Here is a 17,486-nt window from a genome sequence, read left to right as displayed (position 1 = left end):
AACTGACTTTCGCCTACGGCGTCAGCTCGCGGCCGTCGAGCCACTTCGCGTAGATGATACGCTGCTGCTCGCCATAGCCGATCGACTGGTAGAACGCCTGAACCTTGCTGTTGTCGGGCCGCACCATCAGCTGCATCTTTTCGATGCCTGCCTGGCGCAGCCAGTCTTCGGCCGCATGCATGATGGCACGGCCATGGCCCTTGCCGCGATGGTCGGGATCGGTGGCGACGTAATAGACCCAGCCGCGATGGCCGTCATGTCCGACCATCGCGGTGGCGACGATCGCGCCGCCGTCACGGCCGACCAGCACGGTCGCGTTCGCTCCCTTGCGGGCCAGCGCGATGTCGGCGGCGGGATCGTTCCACGGCCGCGTCAGGCCGCAGCGCTGCCACAGCGCGACGACGGCGGCAGTATCGGCGTCCTCGATCGGCGCGATGGCGAGCGCGGCGACCGGCTTTGGCGGGGGAGCGTTCACAGCACCTTGCCGGGATTCATGATGCCGAGCGGATCGAGCATCGCCTTGATGCCGCGCATCAGCTCGATCGCGACCTTGTCCTTGACCTCGGGCAGTTCGTCGCGCTTGAGCACGCCGATGCCGTGCTCGGCGGAGATCGAGCCGCCCATCCGCAGCACGATCTCGAACACCACGGCGTTGACCTCGTGCCAGCGTGCCATGAAATCGGCGGTGTCGCCGCCAATGGGCTGGCTGACATTGTAATGGATATTACCGTCGCCGAGATGGCCGAACGGCACCGGGCGCGAACCCGGGATCAGTTTCACCACGGCGGCATTGGCCGCTTCGATGAAATCGGGGACAGCTGCGACTGGCACCGAAATATCGTGCTTGATCGAGCCGCCTTCCGGCTTCTGCGCCGCCGACATCTCGTCGCGCAGCTTCCAGAATGCTGCCCGCTGGCTGAGATTCGCCGCGATCACGGCATCGTCGACGATGCCGTCGTCAAATCCCCTTGCCAGGATCGCTTCCAGCGTGGCACGGGCGTCGTCGCGCGGCGACGACAGTTCCATCAGCACGTACCAGGGATATCGGTCGCTGAGGGGATGTCGGATGTCGATGCCGTGGCGCACGCTGAAATCGACCGCGATGTCGGCCAGCAGTTCAAAACTGGTGAGGGTGCCCGCGGCCTCGTTCTGCGAGATCGACAGCAGTTTCAGCGCGGCATCAGGCGATTGCAGGCCGACAAAGGCGGTTTCCACCGCGCGCGGCTTCGGAAACAGCTTTAGGGTCGCCGCGGTGACGATGCCGAGCGTGCCTTCGGCGCCGATGAACAGGTTGCGCAAATCGTAGCCGGTGTTGTCCTTCTTCAGCTTCGACAGCCCGTTCAGAATGCGGCCGTCGGCCAGCACCACTTCGAGCCCGAGCGCCATCTCGCGCGCCACGCCATAGGCCAGCGCCGTGGTGCCGCCGGCATTGGTGGAGAGGTTGCCGCCGATGGTGCAGCTTCCCTCGGCGCCGAGCGACAGTGGAAACAGCCTGTTGACCTCGGCGGCGCGCTGCTGCGCGACCTGCAGCACGACGCCGGCCTCGCAGGTCATGGTGTTGGATGCGATGTCGATGTCGCGGACCTTGTCCATCCGCCGCATCGAGACGACGACTTCGCCATGATGCGGGGTCTGGCCGCCGACCAGGCCGGTATTGCCGCCCTGCGGCACCAGCGCGATCCTGAATTCGCTGGCGAGCCTGCAGATCGCGGCGACTTCCGCCGTCGAGCCCGGCCGCAGCACCAGCGGCGAGCGCCCGCGAAACAGGTCGCGTTCCTCGGTGACGTAAGGCGCGATGTCGGCCGCTTCGGTCACCGCGTATTTGTCGCCGACGATGGCGCGGAAGCGTGCGATCAGGTCGGAGGAGAGCGGCGGCGGCGCGGAAGGCTGGACGATATTCATTTCGGTCACTTGTTCTTGTCGCTTGTTGTTCTTGTGTGGCTAGTCCCGTCCCACCGCGGCGCGGCGCAGCCGGTCGTTGATGGCTTCGCCGAGCCCGTGATGCGGGATCGGCATGACCGCGATGGCGCGCGCGCCGGTCAGGTCGAGCGTGCGAAGATAACCGAAAAGATTGGCGGCGGCTTCATCGACATTGCTCCGAGCTGACAGATTCATCACCGCGGCAGCAGCATCGACGCCGGGCAGGATAGCGGGGCCGAACGCCAGCAGCGCCTCGCCGGGCAGAATCGCTTCGGCATTGAGCCTGACCCGCGTGCGCGGCGCGTAATGCGAGGCCAGCATGCCCGGCGCCAGCGGCTGCCCCAAGTCGGCGTCGGGATCATCCGGCGGCGCCACCAGCGCGCGGCCGAGCACGCGTTCGATGTCTTCGCGGGGCAGGCCACCGGGGCGCAGCAGCATCGGCTCCTCGAAACAGCCGACAATGGTGGATTCGACCCCGACCGCGACCGGCCCGCCGTCGATGATCAGGTCGATCCGCCCCGCGAGGTCGCCCTGCACATGGGCTGCCGTGGTCGGCGAGACATGGCCCGACAGATTGGCCGAGGGCGCCACCACCGGCCCGCCGAAGGCCCGCAGGATGGCCAGTGCGGCCGGGTGGGCGGGCACCCGGATCGCGATGGTGTCGAGCCCGGCGGTGGCGAGATCGGCCACAGCGCAATCCCCCGATTTAGGGACCACCAGCGTCAGCGGCCCCGGCCAGAACGCCCGGGCCAGCGCGGTGGCCTGGGCGTCAAACCGGCCGATTCGCATGGCGGCGGCGAGGTCCCCGACATGGGCGATCAGCGGATTGAAGGCGGGGCGGCCCTTGGCCTGATAAAGCCGGGCGATCGCGGCCGGGTTGGTGGCGTCCGCTCCCAGGCCATAAACGGTCTCCGTCGGGAACGCGACCAGCCCGCCCCCGGCCAGGCAGCGGCCGGCCTCGGCCACGGCAGCCTCGCCGGCGGGCCAAATCCGCGTTTTCAGGTCTAAATTCACAGGGATAACTACCTTCAATTCGGCTTCTTGCGGTATGCGAAACCCAAGGCTATAAGCCGCGTTCTTGTCGGAGTGTGGCTCAGCCCGGTAGAGCACTGCGTTCGGGACGCAGGGGTCGCAGGTTCAAATCCTGCCACTCCGACCAAGATTAAAATGGCTTGCGCGACCCTTTCGCGGGCCCTTATTGACCAAAAATCCCGTTTTTGCACGCAAAATGCACGCCGTATTGTCGCGGCGCGCCCGACCGTCCTGATCGGCACCCGGCGGCTCAGGCGAGGGCGGACCGGCACCGTTGCAGGGTCTGCTCCGGCGTTCCCGACGCATCGATCGGGGTCCAGTCGACCGAGCCGATCTCGAATTTTTCCTGAAATGCGGCGATTTCGGGCGTGGCGTCCGACGCATCGTTTCTGCGGGCGCCGACGCGGCGCTGGCGCGTCGCAAGGTCGGTCTGGAGATAGAGGCCGACGAACCTGACGCCCAATCTGCCGGCGTCGTCGCGGATCGCAGTTCGTTCGCTTGGGTCGGCGAAGACCGCGTCGACTACAACAGAGTGACCCTGCGAAAGAATGCGAATGGCGTGTTGTCCGAGCGCTTCATAAGTCTGCCGGGTCATCTCCGGCCGGTATGCGCTCTCCGGGAGCCGATCGGTTTCGCTGACGTGCAGGAGCCGCTTTCGCAGCACGTCGCTGCGGAGCACGACAGCTCCAGGATCAGGGTTCACATGGGGCGCGAGCGCGCGCGCCAGAACGGATTTTCCGGTTCCGGACAGGCCGCCGACCGCGGTCAGCGTCGGCGCAGCGGGCTGGATCAGGCGCAGCGCAAGCTCGAAATAGACGCGGGCCGATTGCCTGATACCGGCTTCGTCGCGACAGCCCGGACCAAGCCGGGCCAGCATCACATTGGCGCGGATGGCGGCGCGCAACGACATGAACAGGGGAAGCGTTCCGAGCGCATCGAGATTTTCCGGCGGCGACCTGCTCAAATATCCGTTCATGAGGCCGTTCGCCGCAGCGTGCCGGTCGTACCGGATGAAATCCATCAACGGGAATGCAAGGTCATAGAGCACATCGGTGGATGCGATCGTCGGGTCGAACTCGATGGCGTCGAACAGAACGGGCTGGTCCTCGATCAACACGATATTCGCCAGATGAAGATCGCCATGGCAATGCCGCGCAAACCCCGCTTTGCCGCGCTGCTCCAGTAGCCCGCCAATCCGGCGTAGTGCGGAACGCGATGCGTCGTCGAGTGCGTCGATGTCACGTTCGGGGAAGCCGGTCGCGGCCCGGAATGCCGTGGTATTGCCGGCGATGATGCCTGGAATCGACTGGATCCAGGGGACGGCGGACACGGGCGGGGCAGCGAGGTGGGACGCCGCGATCGCATCGGCGATGGCGTCGATCAGATCGGAAGCCAGCGGTCCGGCTTCCGCCAGATGATCGATGGTCCGGTTTTCATCGAAGCGGGTCATCTCGATCGCAAATTCGACCGGCGTCCCTTCGCCATCGATATCAAGCGAACCCTCGCTGTCCCTGGTAATCGGTACGACGCGGCGGTAGATCTGCGGCGCGAACCGGCGGTTGACCGTTATCTCCTGTTCGCAGGCCGCTTTCCGCTTCGCCAGCGTCGAATAATCGAGATAGGGAAAGCGGATGGCGCGCTTGATCTTCAGCGCGCGTTCGCCTTCGAGAAACACCGACGCCGCATGGGTATCGATCCGGTGAACCCGCGGATGGGTGGCGGGGTCGCTCAGAAAGGCAAAGACGCGCTCCTGGATGCGGGAGTCGGCCGTCATTGAAGCTTGCTCTGCCGCTGAACTCGTCATGTCGAGATCCAGGGTTGGAGGACCGCCGCGCCCAGGATCTGTCCTGTCCGCAGCTTCTCGAGCACCTCATTGGCCTCGACCAGCGGAAACGCCGTCGTCTGGGTCCGGATCCCCGCCTGCGGGGCAATCCTGAAGAAATCCAGCCCGTCCTGGCGCGTCAGGTTGGCGACCGACACCAGTTGTCGTTCTCCCCACAGCAGATGGTAAGGAAAGCCCGGAATGTCGCTCATGTGAATGCCGGCGCATACGACCCGGCCGCCCTTGCGCACCGCGCGCAGCGCAGCCGGCACCAATGGTCCTGATGGGGCATAGATGATCGCGGCATCGAGCGGCGCCTCGGGCAACTCGTCTGATGCGCCGGCCCATATCGCGCCGAGACCTCGGGCAAAATCCTGCGCCGCATCGTCACCGGGCCGCGTGAAGGCGTAGACGGACCGGCCCTGCCAGCGCGCGACCTGCGCGACGATGTGCCCGGCGGCGCCGAAACCATAGATACCGAGCCGCTCGGCATTGCCCGCCATCACCAGGGAGCGCCAGCCGATCAAGCCGGCACACAGCAGTGGGGCGATCGAGACATCGTCGCCCTGTTCGCCGAGCGGGAAGGCGTAACGGGCATCGGCGACGGCATGCGTGGCGAAACCGCCGTCCCGCGTATAGCCGGTGAACAAGGGACGATCGCAAAGATTCTCCATGCCCTCCCTGCAGAAACGGCAGACGCCACAGGTGTAGCCGAGCCAGGGGATTCCAACCCGGTCGCCGATCCGGTGGCTCGTGACGTTGCCCCCGACGAGATCGACACGGCCGACGATTTCATGGCCCGGAATGATCGGATACTTGATGCCCGGCAGTTCGGCATCGACGACGTGGAGGTCGGTTCGGCAGACTCCGCACGCGCTGACCTTGACGCGAATTTCGTCGGCGCGTGGAAGCGGATCATCGCGCTCCTGAAGCCGGAGCAGCGATCCGGGAGAGGTGAGGGCCATCGCCTGCAAGCTGCTTCTCCCGGCTCCCCGCACCCGGCCGTCAGTGCGACATCAGTGTCGGCACCGTCATGGATTGAATCATGCCACGCGTGACGCCACCCAGAATGCGTTCCTGCAGTCGCGAGTGACCATAGCCGCCCATGACGATCAGATCGAGACCGTCGTCCGCCGCGATCGACAGGATGCTCGGCTGGATATCAGCGCGGTCGGCATCCATCTCCTGGATCCGCACGGTCGCGCCATAGCGCGCCAGATGGGCCAATACGGCCTTCGCGGATGCTTCAGCCGGCGCTTTTCCTTCATTGATGCTGATGACGGTGATGGCCTGCGCCCGAGCGAGGAACGGTGCCGCGTCGCGAAGTGCCCGCGCAGCGAGGCGGCTGCCATCCCATGCAATTCCGATCCGCTTGGTCTCCAGGGGACCTTTGTGCACATAGGGGACAAAGAGGACCGGTCCTCCCGATTCAAACAGTATTTCCTGAGGCATCACGTTGTCGAAGGTCTGGCGCTCAGGCTCGGGTTGCAGCACGATCGTCAGATCGTGCAGCCGCGCCGCGGCGATCACGCTTGCCGCGGCGTCCACCGGCACGCTTGCCATCGCCTGGGAATCGTGGGCGATGCCGGCGTTGCGGGCTTCGATCTCGAATACGGAAAGCGCGGCATTGGCCCGGGCCAGCGCTCGCTCCCGCTCGATCTCAAAGACCGCGGCTGCGGCTGCACCGCCAGCGTCGATCGGGAGCGCGACGTTCGTCGTTTCATATCCAACCGAAATCGCCCGGAGATGTGCGGCGTATGAGACCGCCAGCGAGATTGCGGCGTCGACCACGGGGCGTATCGAACGCTCTGACGGAATGTAAACCAGAAGATTCTTCAACATGATCTCTCCGCTCCTCAGAAACGTCGGTCGCCGCTGTGTCGCCCGGCAAGAGCCAGCGTCGGCAACGAGATTGATTCAAATCACGGGCTGCTCCGGCGGAGGCGGCCTGGTGGCATCAGGGTAAACCGGTTCCCGATGGATTTCAGCGCCAGACTCATTGACCACGACGACAAAGAGATTGTCGTCCCTGACCGGGCGCTCGTGGCTGAACCGGCGCGCGAGTTCCTTGCTGTGCTCGATCGCTTGTGAGTCCGTTCGAAATTCAAGTCCCGCCCGATCCCTGATCGGTACTCCATCCTTCATGTCAAAATAGTAGGTTTGCATCGGCCACTTTCGGAATGGGAATAGAGCGGGCGGATGCCCCGGGCTTGCCCAGTCCGGGAGCATCCGAAAGTCGAGCGTCCAGGAAAGCAGGCTCCGAATCCATCAGCCGCGAACGTCCCTTACGCGAATTGAGATTAGTCCAAGCGGAGGTAAGAAATTTGTCATAGATCAAGCGGCGATCCCGACGTGCGCGCTCCTGGAATGAGTAATTCCATCCTGCCGCAGGGCGCGGCGAAGGAGTCGTTTACATGTCGGTATGGTAACGGCGTCAGCTGGCAGCCTTGATGTCCTCGGGCGATTCCATGTAGAAGCCCGACCAGGTGTCGACAAAGCACAGATGGTCGTGGACCTCCTTGACGCCCGCGGTGTTTTCCGCCGCGACGATCGCAGCCCGGCGCGCGCTGTCGTCATTGATGATGAGGCCGTGCAGGTGAACGACGCCGTTGCGGACGGCGACCTGAAGCCCGGTCGGCCGCCAGTCGGTGGCTTCCAGGGTGCGGATGATCCGGTCGCGGATGTGTTCATCATCCGCCGTTGGATCCGGAATCTCCCTGGCGATGCCGGCCACGGCCTGAAGCAGGTTCGCACGGGTGATGATGCCGACCAGCTTGCCGTCCCGCAACACGGGCAGGCGCTTGATGCCGTTCTTCTCCATCAGGTGTACCATTTCGTCGAGCGACGCATCTTCATTCGCGACGATGGGGTCACGGGTCATGACGTCTTCGACCTTGCGGCCGCGTTCATGAATGAAGTCGTTGGCCGAATGAGCCGGACTGAGAAAGTACTGGAGCCACCGCGGCCGCTTTTGCTGGGTGCCGATTTCCGAACGTCGCAAGAAGTCGCCTTCCGAGACGACGCCGACGAGCTTGCCCGATGCATCGAGCACGGGCAGCCCGCTGACGTGATTTTGGAGCATCTTGTGGGCGGCCTCCAGAATGGGTGTCTCGGGCAGCACGGTGATGGCGTTTCGGGTCATGATCTGGTGCGCGCGCATGGTGATCTCCTTTCCCTGGAAACATAGGGAGATGAACGAAGCCCTTTTTGATCTTCATCAAAGGCGCCCGCTCCAGCCGGCCCAGGCACGGCGTGCCCGCGAGATTCAAGCGCCAGGGGATGACGCCGCGCCATCCCTGGCTCAGATGTAGCCGAGCCACCGCCAGTAGGTGGCGCCAAGCAGCATGACCAGCGCCAGCGCGATCACGGTCAGCACAAGACCGGTGCGCACGAAGTCTTTCGCATCGAAGGTCTCGGTGCCGTAGGCCACCATGTTCTGGGGTGCATTGACCACCAGGATGAAGCCGAAGCTGACCACGAATTGCAGCAGCATCGTCATGCCGACGATATTGATGCCGGGCGTTGCGACGCTTTGCAGCACCGCGATGACGATCGGGATCATGGCGGAAGCCAGCGCCGTGGCACTGGCAAAGCCGAGATGGATCAAGGTGAGAAACAGGCTGAGCGTGCCGAGGATGAACAGCGCGGTGGCATATTTGAGGCCGAACTGCGCCACCGCGAGGTCGGCGAGCCATGCCGCGCCCTTGGTCTGCAGCAGCGCCGTTCCGACGCTGATGCCGATGCCGAACAGCACGATCGTCCCCCACGGGATCCGCGGCTGGGCGTCCTTCCAGGTCATGATTCCGATGCCCGGCAGGAACATCAGCGCCACCGCCGCCAAGGTGGTCGACGAGGTGTCGAACTTGTGCAGCACGCCCTCGGTGGACCAGAACAGCAGCAGCGTCAGCGAGATCGCCAGCAGCTTCTTCTCCGCGGTCTTCATCGGCCCAAGGTCGGCCAGCGATTGACGGATCTGCTCGCGGCCGCCGGGGATTTCCTTGACCTCGGCCGGCATCATCCACGTCATCACGAAGTAGAGCGCGATCGACATCAGGATGCCGAAGGGGGCCGCGGCGATAAACCATTCCAGCCAGGTGATGGATTTCTGCAGCGTCTTTTCGATGAAGCCGACCGCGACCATGTTCTGCGCCGCGGCGGTCTTGATGCCGACGTTCCAGATGCTGGCGGTCTGCACCGTGGTGATCATCAGCATGCCGGCGAAGGCGCCCTTCTTGTTGACGCCGAATGCCGAGATGATGCCGAGCATGATCGGAACCAGGCAGGCGACGCGCGCGGTGGTGGAGGGCACCAGGAACGCCATGACGAAGCCGACCAGGATCGCGCCCACCACGACGTGATGGACCTCGCCGCCGACGCGGGAGAGGATCGTCAGCGCGATACGCTTGTCGAGGCCGGTCGCGGTCATGGCGGCGGCGATGAACAGCGCCGACGCCACCAGCGCCAGCGCGGTATTGGCAAAACCGCTGAAGGCGAGGCCGAGGCCGGCGCTGGTGCCGAGCAGCACCTTGGGATTGGCTGGATTCGGCGCCAGCCCGAGCAGAAACGCCATCAGGGCGGCGATCACCACGGCGGAGACGGCATAGTCGAGGGCTTCGGTCATCCAAACGATGACGGCAAAGGCCAGCACCGCCAGCATGCGCTGGCCGGCGATGGAAAGCCCCTCCGGGGTCGGCAGCCATATGACGGCGACAAGGGCTGCGACAGCGAGCAAAACGCCCCAATTGGAGCGCAACCACGAGGGCTTCGCCGGAGATGGCACGTTGGCCCCCGAGGGACCGGATACCGCGTCGATCGTAGCCATGAGAATTTCCCCCGCTGCAACAGCCAAATGGCAGTCGATCAGCTTTTGGGGGACGGCCATTTGAGCGATGTCAAAGCCGGTGCCGCGGCCTTGGGGGCTCCGCTGGGTAGCCCTGCAAAATCGTTGACATGCATCAATCGGGCGGCGGGGTTCTCGAAATAGCCTTGACCTGAAATCGGAGGCAGCAATGCGCGCACATCAAATCATGACCCGCAAGGTCATCACGGTGAAATCCGATACATCCATTCGGGAAGCTGCAGACCTGATGCTGCAGCATCACATCAGTGGCCTTCCGGTGGTCGACGTTGCAGGCAAACTGGTTGGCATCGTCTCTGAAGGCGACTTCATGCGCCGGAGCGAGATCGGGACGCAAGGGCCACGTATCCGATGGCTGGATTACCTCATGGGGGCTGGAAAATCCGCCGTGGACTTCGTGCAGGCGTACGGCCGCAAGGTCGGCGAGATCATGACGCAGGACAGTCTCTTCACCGCGACAGAGGACATGCCGCTCGAGAAACTGGTGCGGCTGATGGAGCGTGAAGACGTCAAACGTTTGCCCGTGCTCCGCGGAGATGCGCTGGTCGGAATTGTGACTCGCTCCGATCTCCTGCGTGCCGTCGCAAGCCTCGCTCGCGACGTTCCGGATCCAACCGCCGATGACGACCACATTCGCAACCGCGTGATCTCATCCATCGAACAGAATGAATGGCACCCGATTCAGCTTGGGGTCACCGTGCGGGACGGGATTGTGCATCTCAACGGCATGATCACCGATGAGCGATTCAGGCAGGCCGCGATCGTGGCAGCCGAAAATGTTGCCGGCGTCAAACTGGTTCACGATCATCTCTATTTGTTTGACGCGACGTCGGGACTTTCGTTCCCCTCGCCGGAAGACGAGGGTTGGACAAAGGCCGGGTAGGGGGCAATGGCGGACTGACGGCTGGGTGGCGCGCTTGCCGGTCAGGTCGCGGCACGTCGTCGCCTGTCCCCGTGATGTGGAGCGCAACCGGCGGGGTTATGGTCGAAGAGTATCTGAAGTAGATTTCCGGAACGTCGCTTGCCGACAGCTGCATCATTGACGCGGTATTCCGATGCCAGATTCTCTCAAGCGCGCGATCTTTCTCCTGACCATTCTGCTGGTCGAAGGCGGCGCGAACATCGCTGCCGCCACGCCGCTCACGCCGTTTCGTTACGAGGCGCAGGCGCAGCGCCATTGCCCCGGCGATACGGTGGTCTGGCTGGATTTCCGCAAGGGCATCTATTACGCCAAGCGTCAGAAGTTTTACGGGCGGGGCAGCAACAGCAGCTTCGCGTGCCTGGAGGAAGTGCGCAGCAACGGTTATCGCCGCTCCCTGCTCGGGCTTCGGTAGGCGGGATCAAGCGCGCCGGCAGCGAATTCCGCATTCCGGAATGCTGGACCTGCGCGCCGCCAGCCCCTATCTAGACCGTCATGAACCCTTTATCGGACGCGCCGCAGGCGCGCTTCTACCAGTCCCACGGACTTCGGCTGCACTACACCGACTGGGGCAACGCATCGGCGCCGCCGCTGTTGCTGGTCCATGGCGGCCTCGATCACTCCCGCAGCTGGGACCACGTGGCGCGGGCGTTGCGGGCGAATTTTCACGTCATCGCGCCCGATTTGCGCGGTCATGGCGATTCCGAGTGGGCAAAAGGCAGCAGCTACAGCCTGGCCGATCACGTCTACGATCTGGCCTGCCTGGTGAAGTCCGAAGGCCTGGAAAACGTCGCTATCGTCGGCCACTCGATGGGCGGCATGGTCAGCCTGACCTTTGCCGGGGCGTTTCCGGAAAAACTATCGCGGCTGATCGTGCTCGACGGCGTGACCAACTTTCCGGCGCGACGGGTGAAGCCGATCGATATCAGGATTGCTGACTGGGTCGGCGACCTCGACAAGACGGCGCAGCGCAAGACCCAGCGCTATGCCTCGGTGGCCGATGGCGCCGATCGCATGCTCGGGCGCAATGCGCGGCTGACCCGCGAGCAGGCGATGCATCTCGCCACCCATGCCCTGAAAGCGAATGCGGACGGCGGCTACAGCTGGAAGTTCGATCCGTATTTGCGCGCCCGCGCGCCGTACCGGCTGTCGCTGGAAGACAACATCGCGCTGTGGTCGCGCATTGCCTGTCCGACGCTGCTGGTGGCCGGCAGCGAGAGTTTTCTGCCGGATCCCCAAACCGCCGGCGTGCTCGGGCATTTCAAGCAAGCTGAACTGGTGAAGATCGAGGGCGCCGGGCACTGGGTGCAGCACGACAAGCCGGCCGAGGTTATCGGCGCGCTGAAAACGTTCCTTGAGGTGCCGGTGACGGGCGAAGCGGCGATCCTCGGCCCATCACCCGTGGCGTGATCCGAACGCCAGATCGCGGCTGCGCAGCCGGCCGCGCCGGATCGACCACCGTTCCTGATTGTGTCGCATCGCATCGTTGAGCGCCGCACGCGGGTTCAATTGCCGTTCCGGCAGGCAGGCGATGATGGCGTTGCGCTCTTCGATCCCCTGCTCGTCGACGATCCATACCCGCATGCTGTCGCCGGCGAGCCGCGCCGCGATCCGGTCGGGCAAGGGATCGATGTCGTTCATGACCGTCACATTCATCACGATGCGGCCGCCCGGCGCCAGCCTGGCGCGGATCGCGTCGCAGGTTTCGACATCGAATTCGTCGTTGAAGCGAAAACCCGGGCCGCCGATATCGATGGCGATGCCATCGTAAAGCGCGTCGTCCTGAAAGATGAATTTACGGAAATCGGACACCATGCAGTGGAGATCGTCGGGCAGCCCGAAGAACTTCTGCGCGATCACGAAGCTGATCGGGTTGTTGTCGACGATGGTCAGCTGTTTTCCCAGCCGGGCCAGCCGCGTGGCAAGGTTGCCGCCGCCACATCCGAGCACCAGGATGTTGGCCGCCCGGTGCAGCAGCTCATCCATCAGCTTCACATAGGTGAAGACGCTTTCGCCGTCCGGCGTCGCCTGGCTTTGCCGCACGCCTTCCTCGAAATAGATCCGGGTGCCATCCCACGAGCATTCGACGATCTCGATCTCGCCGCTTCTTCCCTGATAACGTCCCAACAGCCGCACAGCCGATTCCTTATCGAGTTCATGCATCAAATAGCATGCGGCGACGCTCGCCTGCATGATATACGGCACCTGTAAATAGATGCTTGAAGCAGTAATTTGTATGTTATAGATATTATCCAGGAACCGGAGCGACCTTCATGATTACCGCCAATCAACTCAGGGCCGCGCGCGCGCTCCTGAACATCGATCAGCGGCAGACCGCGGATCTGGCGGGCCTTTCGGTGCCGACGATCCAGCGCATGGAAGCCAGCGACGGCGTCATCCGCGCCAATGTCGATTCGCTGATGAAACTGGTTTCCGCGCTCGAGAGTGCCGGCATCGAGTTGATCGGTCCGGGAGTTGCGAGCGCCACCGGCGGCCGCGGCGTCCGTCTCCGCGAGCAGGCTGCAAAACCGAAGGCGATCCGGCCACCGAAGGCGTCGACGCGCGCGCTGGAGCGGGCGCGATAAGGTCGCGCGAGTCTTCTCTTTTTTCCTTCTCCCCTTGTGGGAGAAGGTGGCGCGGACGTAGTCCGCGCCGGATGAGGGGTCTCTATCCGCTGAGACAGACCCCTCACCCGTCGCCTCACTTCGTGAGGCGCCACCCTCTCCCACAAGGGGAGAGGGAAGAAGTTTCGCTTCAAGGCGTAACGGCATTGCTATCCACCCGTTCGAGCAGCGCGAGGAGACCCCGCAGCATCGCCGTCGGCGTCGGCGGACAGCCGGGGATGTGCAGATCGACCGGGATCACCCCGGCGACGCCGCCGACCACCGCATAGCTGCCGGCGAAACAGCCGCCGTCGCGGCCGCAATCGCCGACCGCGACCACCCATTTCGGGTTGGGGGTCGCATGATAGGTGCGCTCCAGCGCCTCGCGCATGTTCTTGGTCACGGGCCCGGTTACCATCAGCACATCGGCATGGCGCGGCGACGCCACGAATTTGAGGCCGAAGCGCTCGACGTCATAATAGGCGTTGTTGAGCGCGTGGATTTCCAGTTCACATCCATTGCAGGACCCGGCGTCGATCTCGCGGATCGAGAGACTGCGGCCGAGCCGCCGCCGCGCCGCGCGGCCGACCGCGCCTGCAAGTTCGGTCACCGCGGCATCATCAGGCAATGGCGGCAGTTCGGTGAACGGCCGGCGAAACAGGCTTTCGAACAGCAGTTTGCGCATCGCTAGAGATCCTGGCCCGAATAGGAACAGTTGAACGATTTGTTGCAGAGCGGAAAATCCGCGACGATGTTGTTCTCGATCACGGCTTCCAGCAGCGGCCATTGAAACCATGAGGGGTCGCGCAAATGGCAGCGCTCGATCAGGCCGTCCCTGAGGCGGAGCCAGACCAGCACGTCGCCGCGAAAGCCTTCGACGATGGCCATGCCTTCGCGCGCCTCGCGGCGGTGCGCCGCATGGGTGCCGAGCGGGCCCTGCGGCAGCCGGCTCAATATCTGGTCGATCAGGGCAAGCGACTGTTCGACCTCGCGCACGCGGATCCAGACCCGGGCATTGACGTCGCCCTCGTTCAGCACCGGTACCTCGAAGCGCAGGCTGTCATAGGGCGGATAGGCGAGGGCGCGGCGCGCGTCGAACGAGCGGCCGGAGGCACGGCCGATGGTGCCGCCAGCGGCGTACTGTCTCGCCAATGCCGGCGTGAGTATGCCGGTATCGACGGTGCGGTCCTGCAGCGATGCGGTGTTGTCGTATAATTCGATCAGGGCCGGGAAGCGTAGCCGGATGTTGTCCAGCACGGTCTGGATGGCTTCGGTCCCTTCCTCGCTGATGTCGCGGGTGACGCCGCCGGGCACGATAACGTCCCGCAGCAGCCGATGGCCGAACGCGCTATGCGATGCGCGCAGCACGCTCTCGCGCAGCACGCTGCAATGGGCGTGCATCAGGCTGAAGGAGGCATCGTTGCAGATCGCGCCGATGTCGCCGAGATGGTTGGCGAGCCGCTCGAGTTCGGCCAGCAAAGCGCGCAGCCACACCGCGCGATCGGGCACCACCAGCTGCAACGCCGCCTCGGCCGCGCGCGAAAACGCATAGGCATAGGCGACGGTGCTGTCACCGGAGACGCGGCCGGCAAGCGTTGCGGCGCGCTCGAGACTGGCGCCTGACATCAGCCCCTCGATACCCTTGTGGGTATATCCTAGCCGCTGCTCCAGCCGGACCACGGTTTCGCCGCTGGCGGTGAAGCGAAAATGGCCGGGCTCGATGATGCCCGCATGTACCGGACCGACCGCGATCTGGTGCATGCCATGGCCTTCCGCGGCTAGGAAACGATAGGGCGCGGCCTTCGGCGGCGCGTCGATGCGGTCTCCGAGCGGAAAACGCACGCCCCACTGGTCGTGATCGAGCCAGGGGCGGGGATCGGGCAGGCCTTCCGCCGTCAAGCCGAACAGATCGCGGATGCTGCGCTCCAGCCGGAGTGCCGGCGGATGGTGCAAGCCGACCGAGGGATAGACGCGGTCGGGGCAATCCAGGCTGACGACGGCGATCTCGGCGGTCAGAGCATCCATGATCGCCATGTGCACCGCCGACGGTTCGCCCCACAGACCGAGCAGGCTCCAGCGCCCGTGCGCGATTTCACTGGCGGCGAAATGCCATACTGATACGTCGACCACGGCGCGCGGCCACGGGCCGTGATGCGCCACCCCGCGGCCCTCCAGCATGAGATCGATCAGCGACGGCATATCCGGTTAATCCTTTGGACTATCCAAGCAGGCGGGCGACATTCTGGAACCAGAGCACGAGCGGCGCGGGAAGATAGATGCCCGCGCCCAGCACCAGCGCGAGATGGGCGAACATCGGAACGTAGGAAGCTTCGGCTGATGCCGTGCTTCCGCGCGGCCGGCCGAATGCGACGCTGGTCAGCCGCAGCAGCAAGGCGCCGAACGCCAGCAGGATCCCGAACACCAGCACGATTGCCAGCAGCGGCTGCCGCGCAAAGGTGGAGGTCACCACCAGAAACTCGCTCATGAAGATGCCGAGCGGCGGCAATCCGGCGATCGCGGCGACGCCGACCACCAGCCCCCAGCCGAGCGCCGGATGGGTCACCGTCAGGCCGCGGATCCGGTTGATCCGCTGCGTGCCCTTGATCTGCGAAATATGGCCGACGGCAAAGAAGATCGCCGACTTGGTCAGGCTGTGCATCACCATGTGCAGCAGTCCGGCAAAATTGGCGAGCGGGCCGCCCATGCCGAAGGCAAAGACGATGATGCCCATGTGCTCGATCGAGGAATAGGCGAACAGCCGCTTGATGTCGCGCCGCCGGTACAGCATGAACGCCGCGAACACCACCGAGACCAGCCCCATCGTCACCATCAGCGGGCCGGGCGCGATCGCCTCCGGATTGGCGGCGAGCAGGATCTTGAAGCGCAGCAGCGCATAGAGCGCGACGTTCAGCAGCAGTCCGGACAGCACCGCCGAGATCGGCGTCGGACCTTCGGCATGGGCGTCGGGCAGCCAGGCATGCAGCGGCGCCAGGCCAATCTTGGTGCCGTAGCCGAGAAACAGGAAGACGAAGGCGACGTTGAGCAAGGCCGGGTCGAATTGTGCGGCATGCTCGATCAGCAGCGTCCAGATCATGCCGTCCTGGCCTTCGCCGACCACCGGTCGCGCCGCCATGTAGACCAGGATGGTGCCGAACAGAGCGAGCGCGATGCCGACGCTGCCGAGGATGAAATATTTCCACGCCGCTTCCAGCGCGGCATGGGTGCGATAGATGCCGACCATCAGCACCGTGGACAGGGTGGCGATCTCCACCGCGACCCACATCAACCCGATATTGTTCGATACGAACGCGAGGTTCATGCCGAACATCATGATCTGGTACATGGCGTGGTAGAAACGTAAGTACGCCGGGGTCAGCCGGCCGGTATCGAGTTCGTGGGCGATGTAGCTGGCTGAGAAGATGCTGGTGGTGAAACCGACGAAGGTGTTGAGTACGATGAACACGATGTTGAGGTCGTCGACCAGCACGTAGGGACCGGGCGGCGGGCGGTCGATCGCGAACAAGGAAAGTGCGGCGAGAAAAGTCGCCAGACTGGCGACCACGTTGAGGCGCGCGGTCAACCGGTAGCCGGGCAGCACGGCCAGCAATGCCGCAGCGCCGATCGGGATCAGCAGGACGGCCGAGACGGGATTGAAGGAACCGAGATTCATCGCCGCTCGCCCCGGAAGTCGTCGAGGGCGGAGACGTCGACGGAATCGAAGCGTTCGCGGATCCGGAACAGGAAGATGCCGATGACGATGAACGCGATCAGGATCGAGAACGCCACGCTGATCTCGACCACCAGCGGCATGCCCTTGGCGCCGGTCGCCGCCAGCACCAGCCCGTTCTCGAGCGACATGAACCCGACCACCTGACTGACGGCGTTGCGGCGCGTCACCATGACGAGCAACCCCAGCAGCACCACCGACAGCGCGAAGGCGAGATCCTCGCGCGCCAGCGGATCGGCGTCGGCGGTCACCCGCAGCATCAACACCATCGAGAGCGCGACCAGGCCCATTCCGGCCAGCATGGTCATGCCGATTCCCACCGCCGACTCGATGTCGCGGTGAATGCCGAGCTGCTTGACGATGCGGTGCAGCCCGACCGGAATCACGATCGCCTTGAACACCAGCGCGATGACAGCGGTGACGTAGAGATGCGGCGCGTCCTGGATGTAGGCCTGCCACGCGACGGACAGCGCCAGCACCAGGGCATGCAGGGCGAACACGTTGAGCAGCGAATAGAGCCGGTCCTGGTACAGCATCATGAAGCTGATCAGCACGAGGCCGCCGGCCAGCGTATGCGAGACGTCGAAGGCGAGGCTGTGCATCTG

The 17,486-nt window shown here is 64.4% G+C and carries 18 protein-coding genes and 1 tRNA gene; 5 read left to right on the top strand and 14 right to left on the bottom strand.

The window, feature by feature from the left end; genetic code table 11:
• Window positions 1-13 precede the first annotated feature (13 nt).
• Genes Q7T45_RS21755 through Q7T45_RS21745 form a run of 3 tightly spaced genes read right to left on the bottom strand, consistent with a single transcriptional unit; the run spans window position 14 to window position 2,934 of the window.
• On the bottom strand, window positions 14-475 hold the full coding sequence (locus tag Q7T45_RS21755; protein ID WP_304873463.1) for a GNAT family acetyltransferase: 462 nt from the start codon (window positions 473-475) through the stop codon (window positions 14-16).
• On the bottom strand, window positions 472-1,902 hold the full coding sequence (locus Q7T45_RS21750; RefSeq protein ID WP_304873461.1) for an FAD-binding oxidoreductase: 1,431 nt from the start codon (window positions 1,900-1,902) through the stop codon (window positions 472-474). Before Q7T45_RS21750 ends, Q7T45_RS21755 begins: the two co-directional genes overlap by 4 nt.
• 39 nt (window positions 1,903-1,941) lie before the next feature.
• Window positions 1,942-2,934: an L-threonylcarbamoyladenylate synthase gene (locus Q7T45_RS21745; RefSeq protein WP_304873459.1), complete on the bottom strand. Its 993-nt coding sequence runs from the start codon at window positions 2,932-2,934 to the stop codon at window positions 1,942-1,944.
• A 68-nt stretch (window positions 2,935-3,002) separates the two neighbouring features.
• On the opposite strand from Q7T45_RS21745, the gene Q7T45_RS21740 reads away from it, so the two are divergent.
• Window positions 3,003-3,079, top strand: a tRNA-Pro gene (locus Q7T45_RS21740).
• A 123-nt stretch (window positions 3,080-3,202) separates the two neighbouring features.
• Here Q7T45_RS21740 and Q7T45_RS21735 read toward each other — a convergent pair.
• The 6 genes from Q7T45_RS21735 to Q7T45_RS21710 form a co-directional block, all read right to left on the bottom strand.
• Window positions 3,203-4,726, bottom strand: a complete 1,524-nt coding sequence (locus Q7T45_RS21735; RefSeq protein ID WP_304873456.1) for a bifunctional aminoglycoside phosphotransferase/ATP-binding protein — start codon at window positions 4,724-4,726, stop codon at window positions 3,203-3,205.
• Between the two features lie 26 nt (window positions 4,727-4,752).
• Entirely contained in the window at window positions 4,753-5,748 is a 996-nt protein-coding gene (locus Q7T45_RS21730) for a zinc-dependent alcohol dehydrogenase family protein (protein ID WP_304873453.1), read from the bottom strand.
• A gap of 31 nt (window positions 5,749-5,779) precedes the next feature.
• The gene (locus Q7T45_RS21725) at window positions 5,780-6,616 is read right to left on the bottom strand and encodes a universal stress protein (protein ID WP_304873451.1); all 837 of its coding nucleotides are present in this window, start codon (window positions 6,614-6,616) and stop codon (window positions 5,780-5,782) included.
• Window positions 6,617-6,691: 75 nt separating this feature from the next.
• Entirely contained in the window at window positions 6,692-6,940 is a 249-nt protein-coding gene (locus Q7T45_RS21720) for a hypothetical protein (RefSeq protein WP_304873448.1), read from the bottom strand.
• Between the two features lie 268 nt (window positions 6,941-7,208).
• On the bottom strand, window positions 7,209-7,934 hold the full coding sequence (locus Q7T45_RS21715; RefSeq protein ID WP_304873447.1) for a CBS domain-containing protein: 726 nt from the start codon (window positions 7,932-7,934) through the stop codon (window positions 7,209-7,211).
• A 141-nt stretch (window positions 7,935-8,075) separates the two neighbouring features.
• Window positions 8,076-9,596 carry a DASS family sodium-coupled anion symporter gene (locus Q7T45_RS21710; protein WP_304873445.1) on the bottom strand — a complete coding sequence of 507 codons (1,521 nt, stop codon included), beginning with the start codon at window positions 9,594-9,596 and terminating at the stop codon, window positions 8,076-8,078.
• Between the two features lie 187 nt (window positions 9,597-9,783).
• Between Q7T45_RS21710 and Q7T45_RS21705 the strand changes: the two genes are divergently transcribed.
• The 3 genes from Q7T45_RS21705 (at window position 9,784) to Q7T45_RS21695 (ending at window position 11,961) form a co-directional block, all read left to right on the top strand.
• Window positions 9,784-10,515, top strand: coding sequence for a CBS domain-containing protein (locus tag Q7T45_RS21705; protein ID WP_304873443.1), 732 nt, complete (start codon window positions 9,784-9,786; stop codon window positions 10,513-10,515).
• 172 nt (window positions 10,516-10,687) lie between these two features.
• Window positions 10,688-10,966 (top strand): hypothetical protein, encoded by a 279-nt coding sequence (locus Q7T45_RS21700; RefSeq protein WP_304873442.1) that lies wholly within the window; start codon window positions 10,688-10,690, stop codon window positions 10,964-10,966.
• Window positions 10,967-11,046: 80 nt separating this feature from the next.
• Window positions 11,047-11,961: an alpha/beta fold hydrolase gene (locus tag Q7T45_RS21695; protein ID WP_304873440.1), complete on the top strand. Its 915-nt coding sequence runs from the start codon at window positions 11,047-11,049 to the stop codon at window positions 11,959-11,961.
• Here the strand turns inward: Q7T45_RS21695 and Q7T45_RS21690 are convergent.
• On the bottom strand, window positions 11,947-12,714 hold the full coding sequence (locus Q7T45_RS21690) for a class I SAM-dependent methyltransferase (protein WP_304873438.1): 768 nt from the start codon (window positions 12,712-12,714) through the stop codon (window positions 11,947-11,949). The genes Q7T45_RS21695 and Q7T45_RS21690 overlap by 15 nt on opposite strands.
• A gap of 110 nt (window positions 12,715-12,824) precedes the next feature.
• Here Q7T45_RS21690 and Q7T45_RS21685 point away from each other — a divergent pair, with 110 nt between their 5' ends.
• On the top strand, window positions 12,825-13,136 hold the full coding sequence (locus Q7T45_RS21685; RefSeq protein WP_304873436.1) for a helix-turn-helix domain-containing protein: 312 nt from the start codon (window positions 12,825-12,827) through the stop codon (window positions 13,134-13,136).
• 169 nt (window positions 13,137-13,305) lie between these two features.
• Here Q7T45_RS21685 and Q7T45_RS21680 read toward each other — a convergent pair whose 3' ends face one another.
• Genes Q7T45_RS21680 through Q7T45_RS21665 form a run of 4 tightly spaced genes read right to left on the bottom strand, consistent with a single transcriptional unit; the run spans window position 13,306 to window position 17,483 of the window.
• Window positions 13,306-13,839, bottom strand: a complete 534-nt coding sequence (locus tag Q7T45_RS21680) for an NADH-quinone oxidoreductase subunit B family protein (protein ID WP_304873435.1) — start codon at window positions 13,837-13,839, stop codon at window positions 13,306-13,308.
• Window positions 13,840-13,841: 2 nt separating this feature from the next.
• Window positions 13,842-15,353 carry an NADH-quinone oxidoreductase subunit C gene (locus Q7T45_RS21675; RefSeq protein ID WP_304873434.1) on the bottom strand — a complete coding sequence of 504 codons (1,512 nt, stop codon included), beginning with the start codon at window positions 15,351-15,353 and terminating at the stop codon, window positions 13,842-13,844.
• 19 nt (window positions 15,354-15,372) lie between these two features.
• The gene (locus Q7T45_RS21670; RefSeq protein ID WP_304873432.1) at window positions 15,373-16,824 is read right to left on the bottom strand and encodes a hydrogenase 4 subunit F; all 1,452 of its coding nucleotides are present in this window, start codon (window positions 16,822-16,824) and stop codon (window positions 15,373-15,375) included.
• Entirely contained in the window at window positions 16,821-17,483 is a 663-nt protein-coding gene (locus Q7T45_RS21665) for a hydrogenase-4 component E (RefSeq protein ID WP_304740969.1), read from the bottom strand. The genes Q7T45_RS21670 and Q7T45_RS21665 overlap by 4 nt, the downstream gene beginning before the upstream one ends.
• Window positions 17,484-17,486 lie beyond the last annotated feature (3 nt).

The sequence above is a fragment of the Bradyrhizobium sp. genome, assembly GCF_030646015.1.
Taxonomy (GTDB): domain Bacteria; phylum Pseudomonadota; class Alphaproteobacteria; order Rhizobiales; family Xanthobacteraceae; genus Bradyrhizobium.
The sequence above is the reverse complement of the archived record's forward strand: the minus strand, read 5'-3'. Positions and strand labels throughout refer to the sequence as shown.

What these genes read in the sequence shown, in the direction of transcription:
- Q7T45_RS21750 (WP_304873461.1), bottom strand. Translation starts at nt 1,902, where the DNA reads ATGAATATCGTCCAGCCTTCCGCGCCGCCGCCGCTCTCCTCCGACCTG.
- Q7T45_RS21705 (WP_304873443.1), top strand. Translation starts at nt 9,784, where the DNA reads ATGCGCGCACATCAAATCATGACCCGCAAGGTCATCACGGTGAAATCC.
- Q7T45_RS21685 (WP_304873436.1), top strand. Translation starts at nt 12,825, where the DNA reads ATGATTACCGCCAATCAACTCAGGGCCGCGCGCGCGCTCCTGAACATC.
- Q7T45_RS21735 (WP_304873456.1), bottom strand. Translation starts at nt 4,726, where the DNA reads ATGACGGCCGACTCCCGCATCCAGGAGCGCGTCTTTGCCTTTCTGAGC.
- Q7T45_RS21725 (WP_304873451.1), bottom strand. Translation starts at nt 6,616, where the DNA reads ATGTTGAAGAATCTTCTGGTTTACATTCCGTCAGAGCGTTCGATACGC.
- Q7T45_RS21720 (WP_304873448.1), bottom strand. Translation starts at nt 6,940, where the DNA reads ATGCAAACCTACTATTTTGACATGAAGGATGGAGTACCGATCAGGGAT.
- Q7T45_RS21695 (WP_304873440.1), top strand. Translation starts at nt 11,047, where the DNA reads ATGAACCCTTTATCGGACGCGCCGCAGGCGCGCTTCTACCAGTCCCAC.
- Q7T45_RS21670 (WP_304873432.1), bottom strand. Translation starts at nt 16,824, where the DNA reads ATGAATCTCGGTTCCTTCAATCCCGTCTCGGCCGTCCTGCTGATCCCG.
- Q7T45_RS21665 (WP_304740969.1), bottom strand. Translation starts at nt 17,483, where the DNA reads ATGCACAGCCTCGCCTTCGACGTCTCGCATACGCTGGCCGGCGGCCTC.
- Q7T45_RS21715 (WP_304873447.1), bottom strand. Translation starts at nt 7,934, where the DNA reads ATGCGCGCGCACCAGATCATGACCCGAAACGCCATCACCGTGCTGCCC.
- Q7T45_RS21710 (WP_304873445.1), bottom strand. Translation starts at nt 9,596, where the DNA reads ATGGCTACGATCGACGCGGTATCCGGTCCCTCGGGGGCCAACGTGCCA.
- Q7T45_RS21690 (WP_304873438.1), bottom strand. Translation starts at nt 12,714, where the DNA reads ATGCATGAACTCGATAAGGAATCGGCTGTGCGGCTGTTGGGACGTTAT.
- Q7T45_RS21700 (WP_304873442.1), top strand. Translation starts at nt 10,688, where the DNA reads ATGCCAGATTCTCTCAAGCGCGCGATCTTTCTCCTGACCATTCTGCTG.
- Q7T45_RS21675 (WP_304873434.1), bottom strand. Translation starts at nt 15,353, where the DNA reads ATGCCGTCGCTGATCGATCTCATGCTGGAGGGCCGCGGGGTGGCGCAT.
- Q7T45_RS21680 (WP_304873435.1), bottom strand. Translation starts at nt 13,839, where the DNA reads ATGCGCAAACTGCTGTTCGAAAGCCTGTTTCGCCGGCCGTTCACCGAA.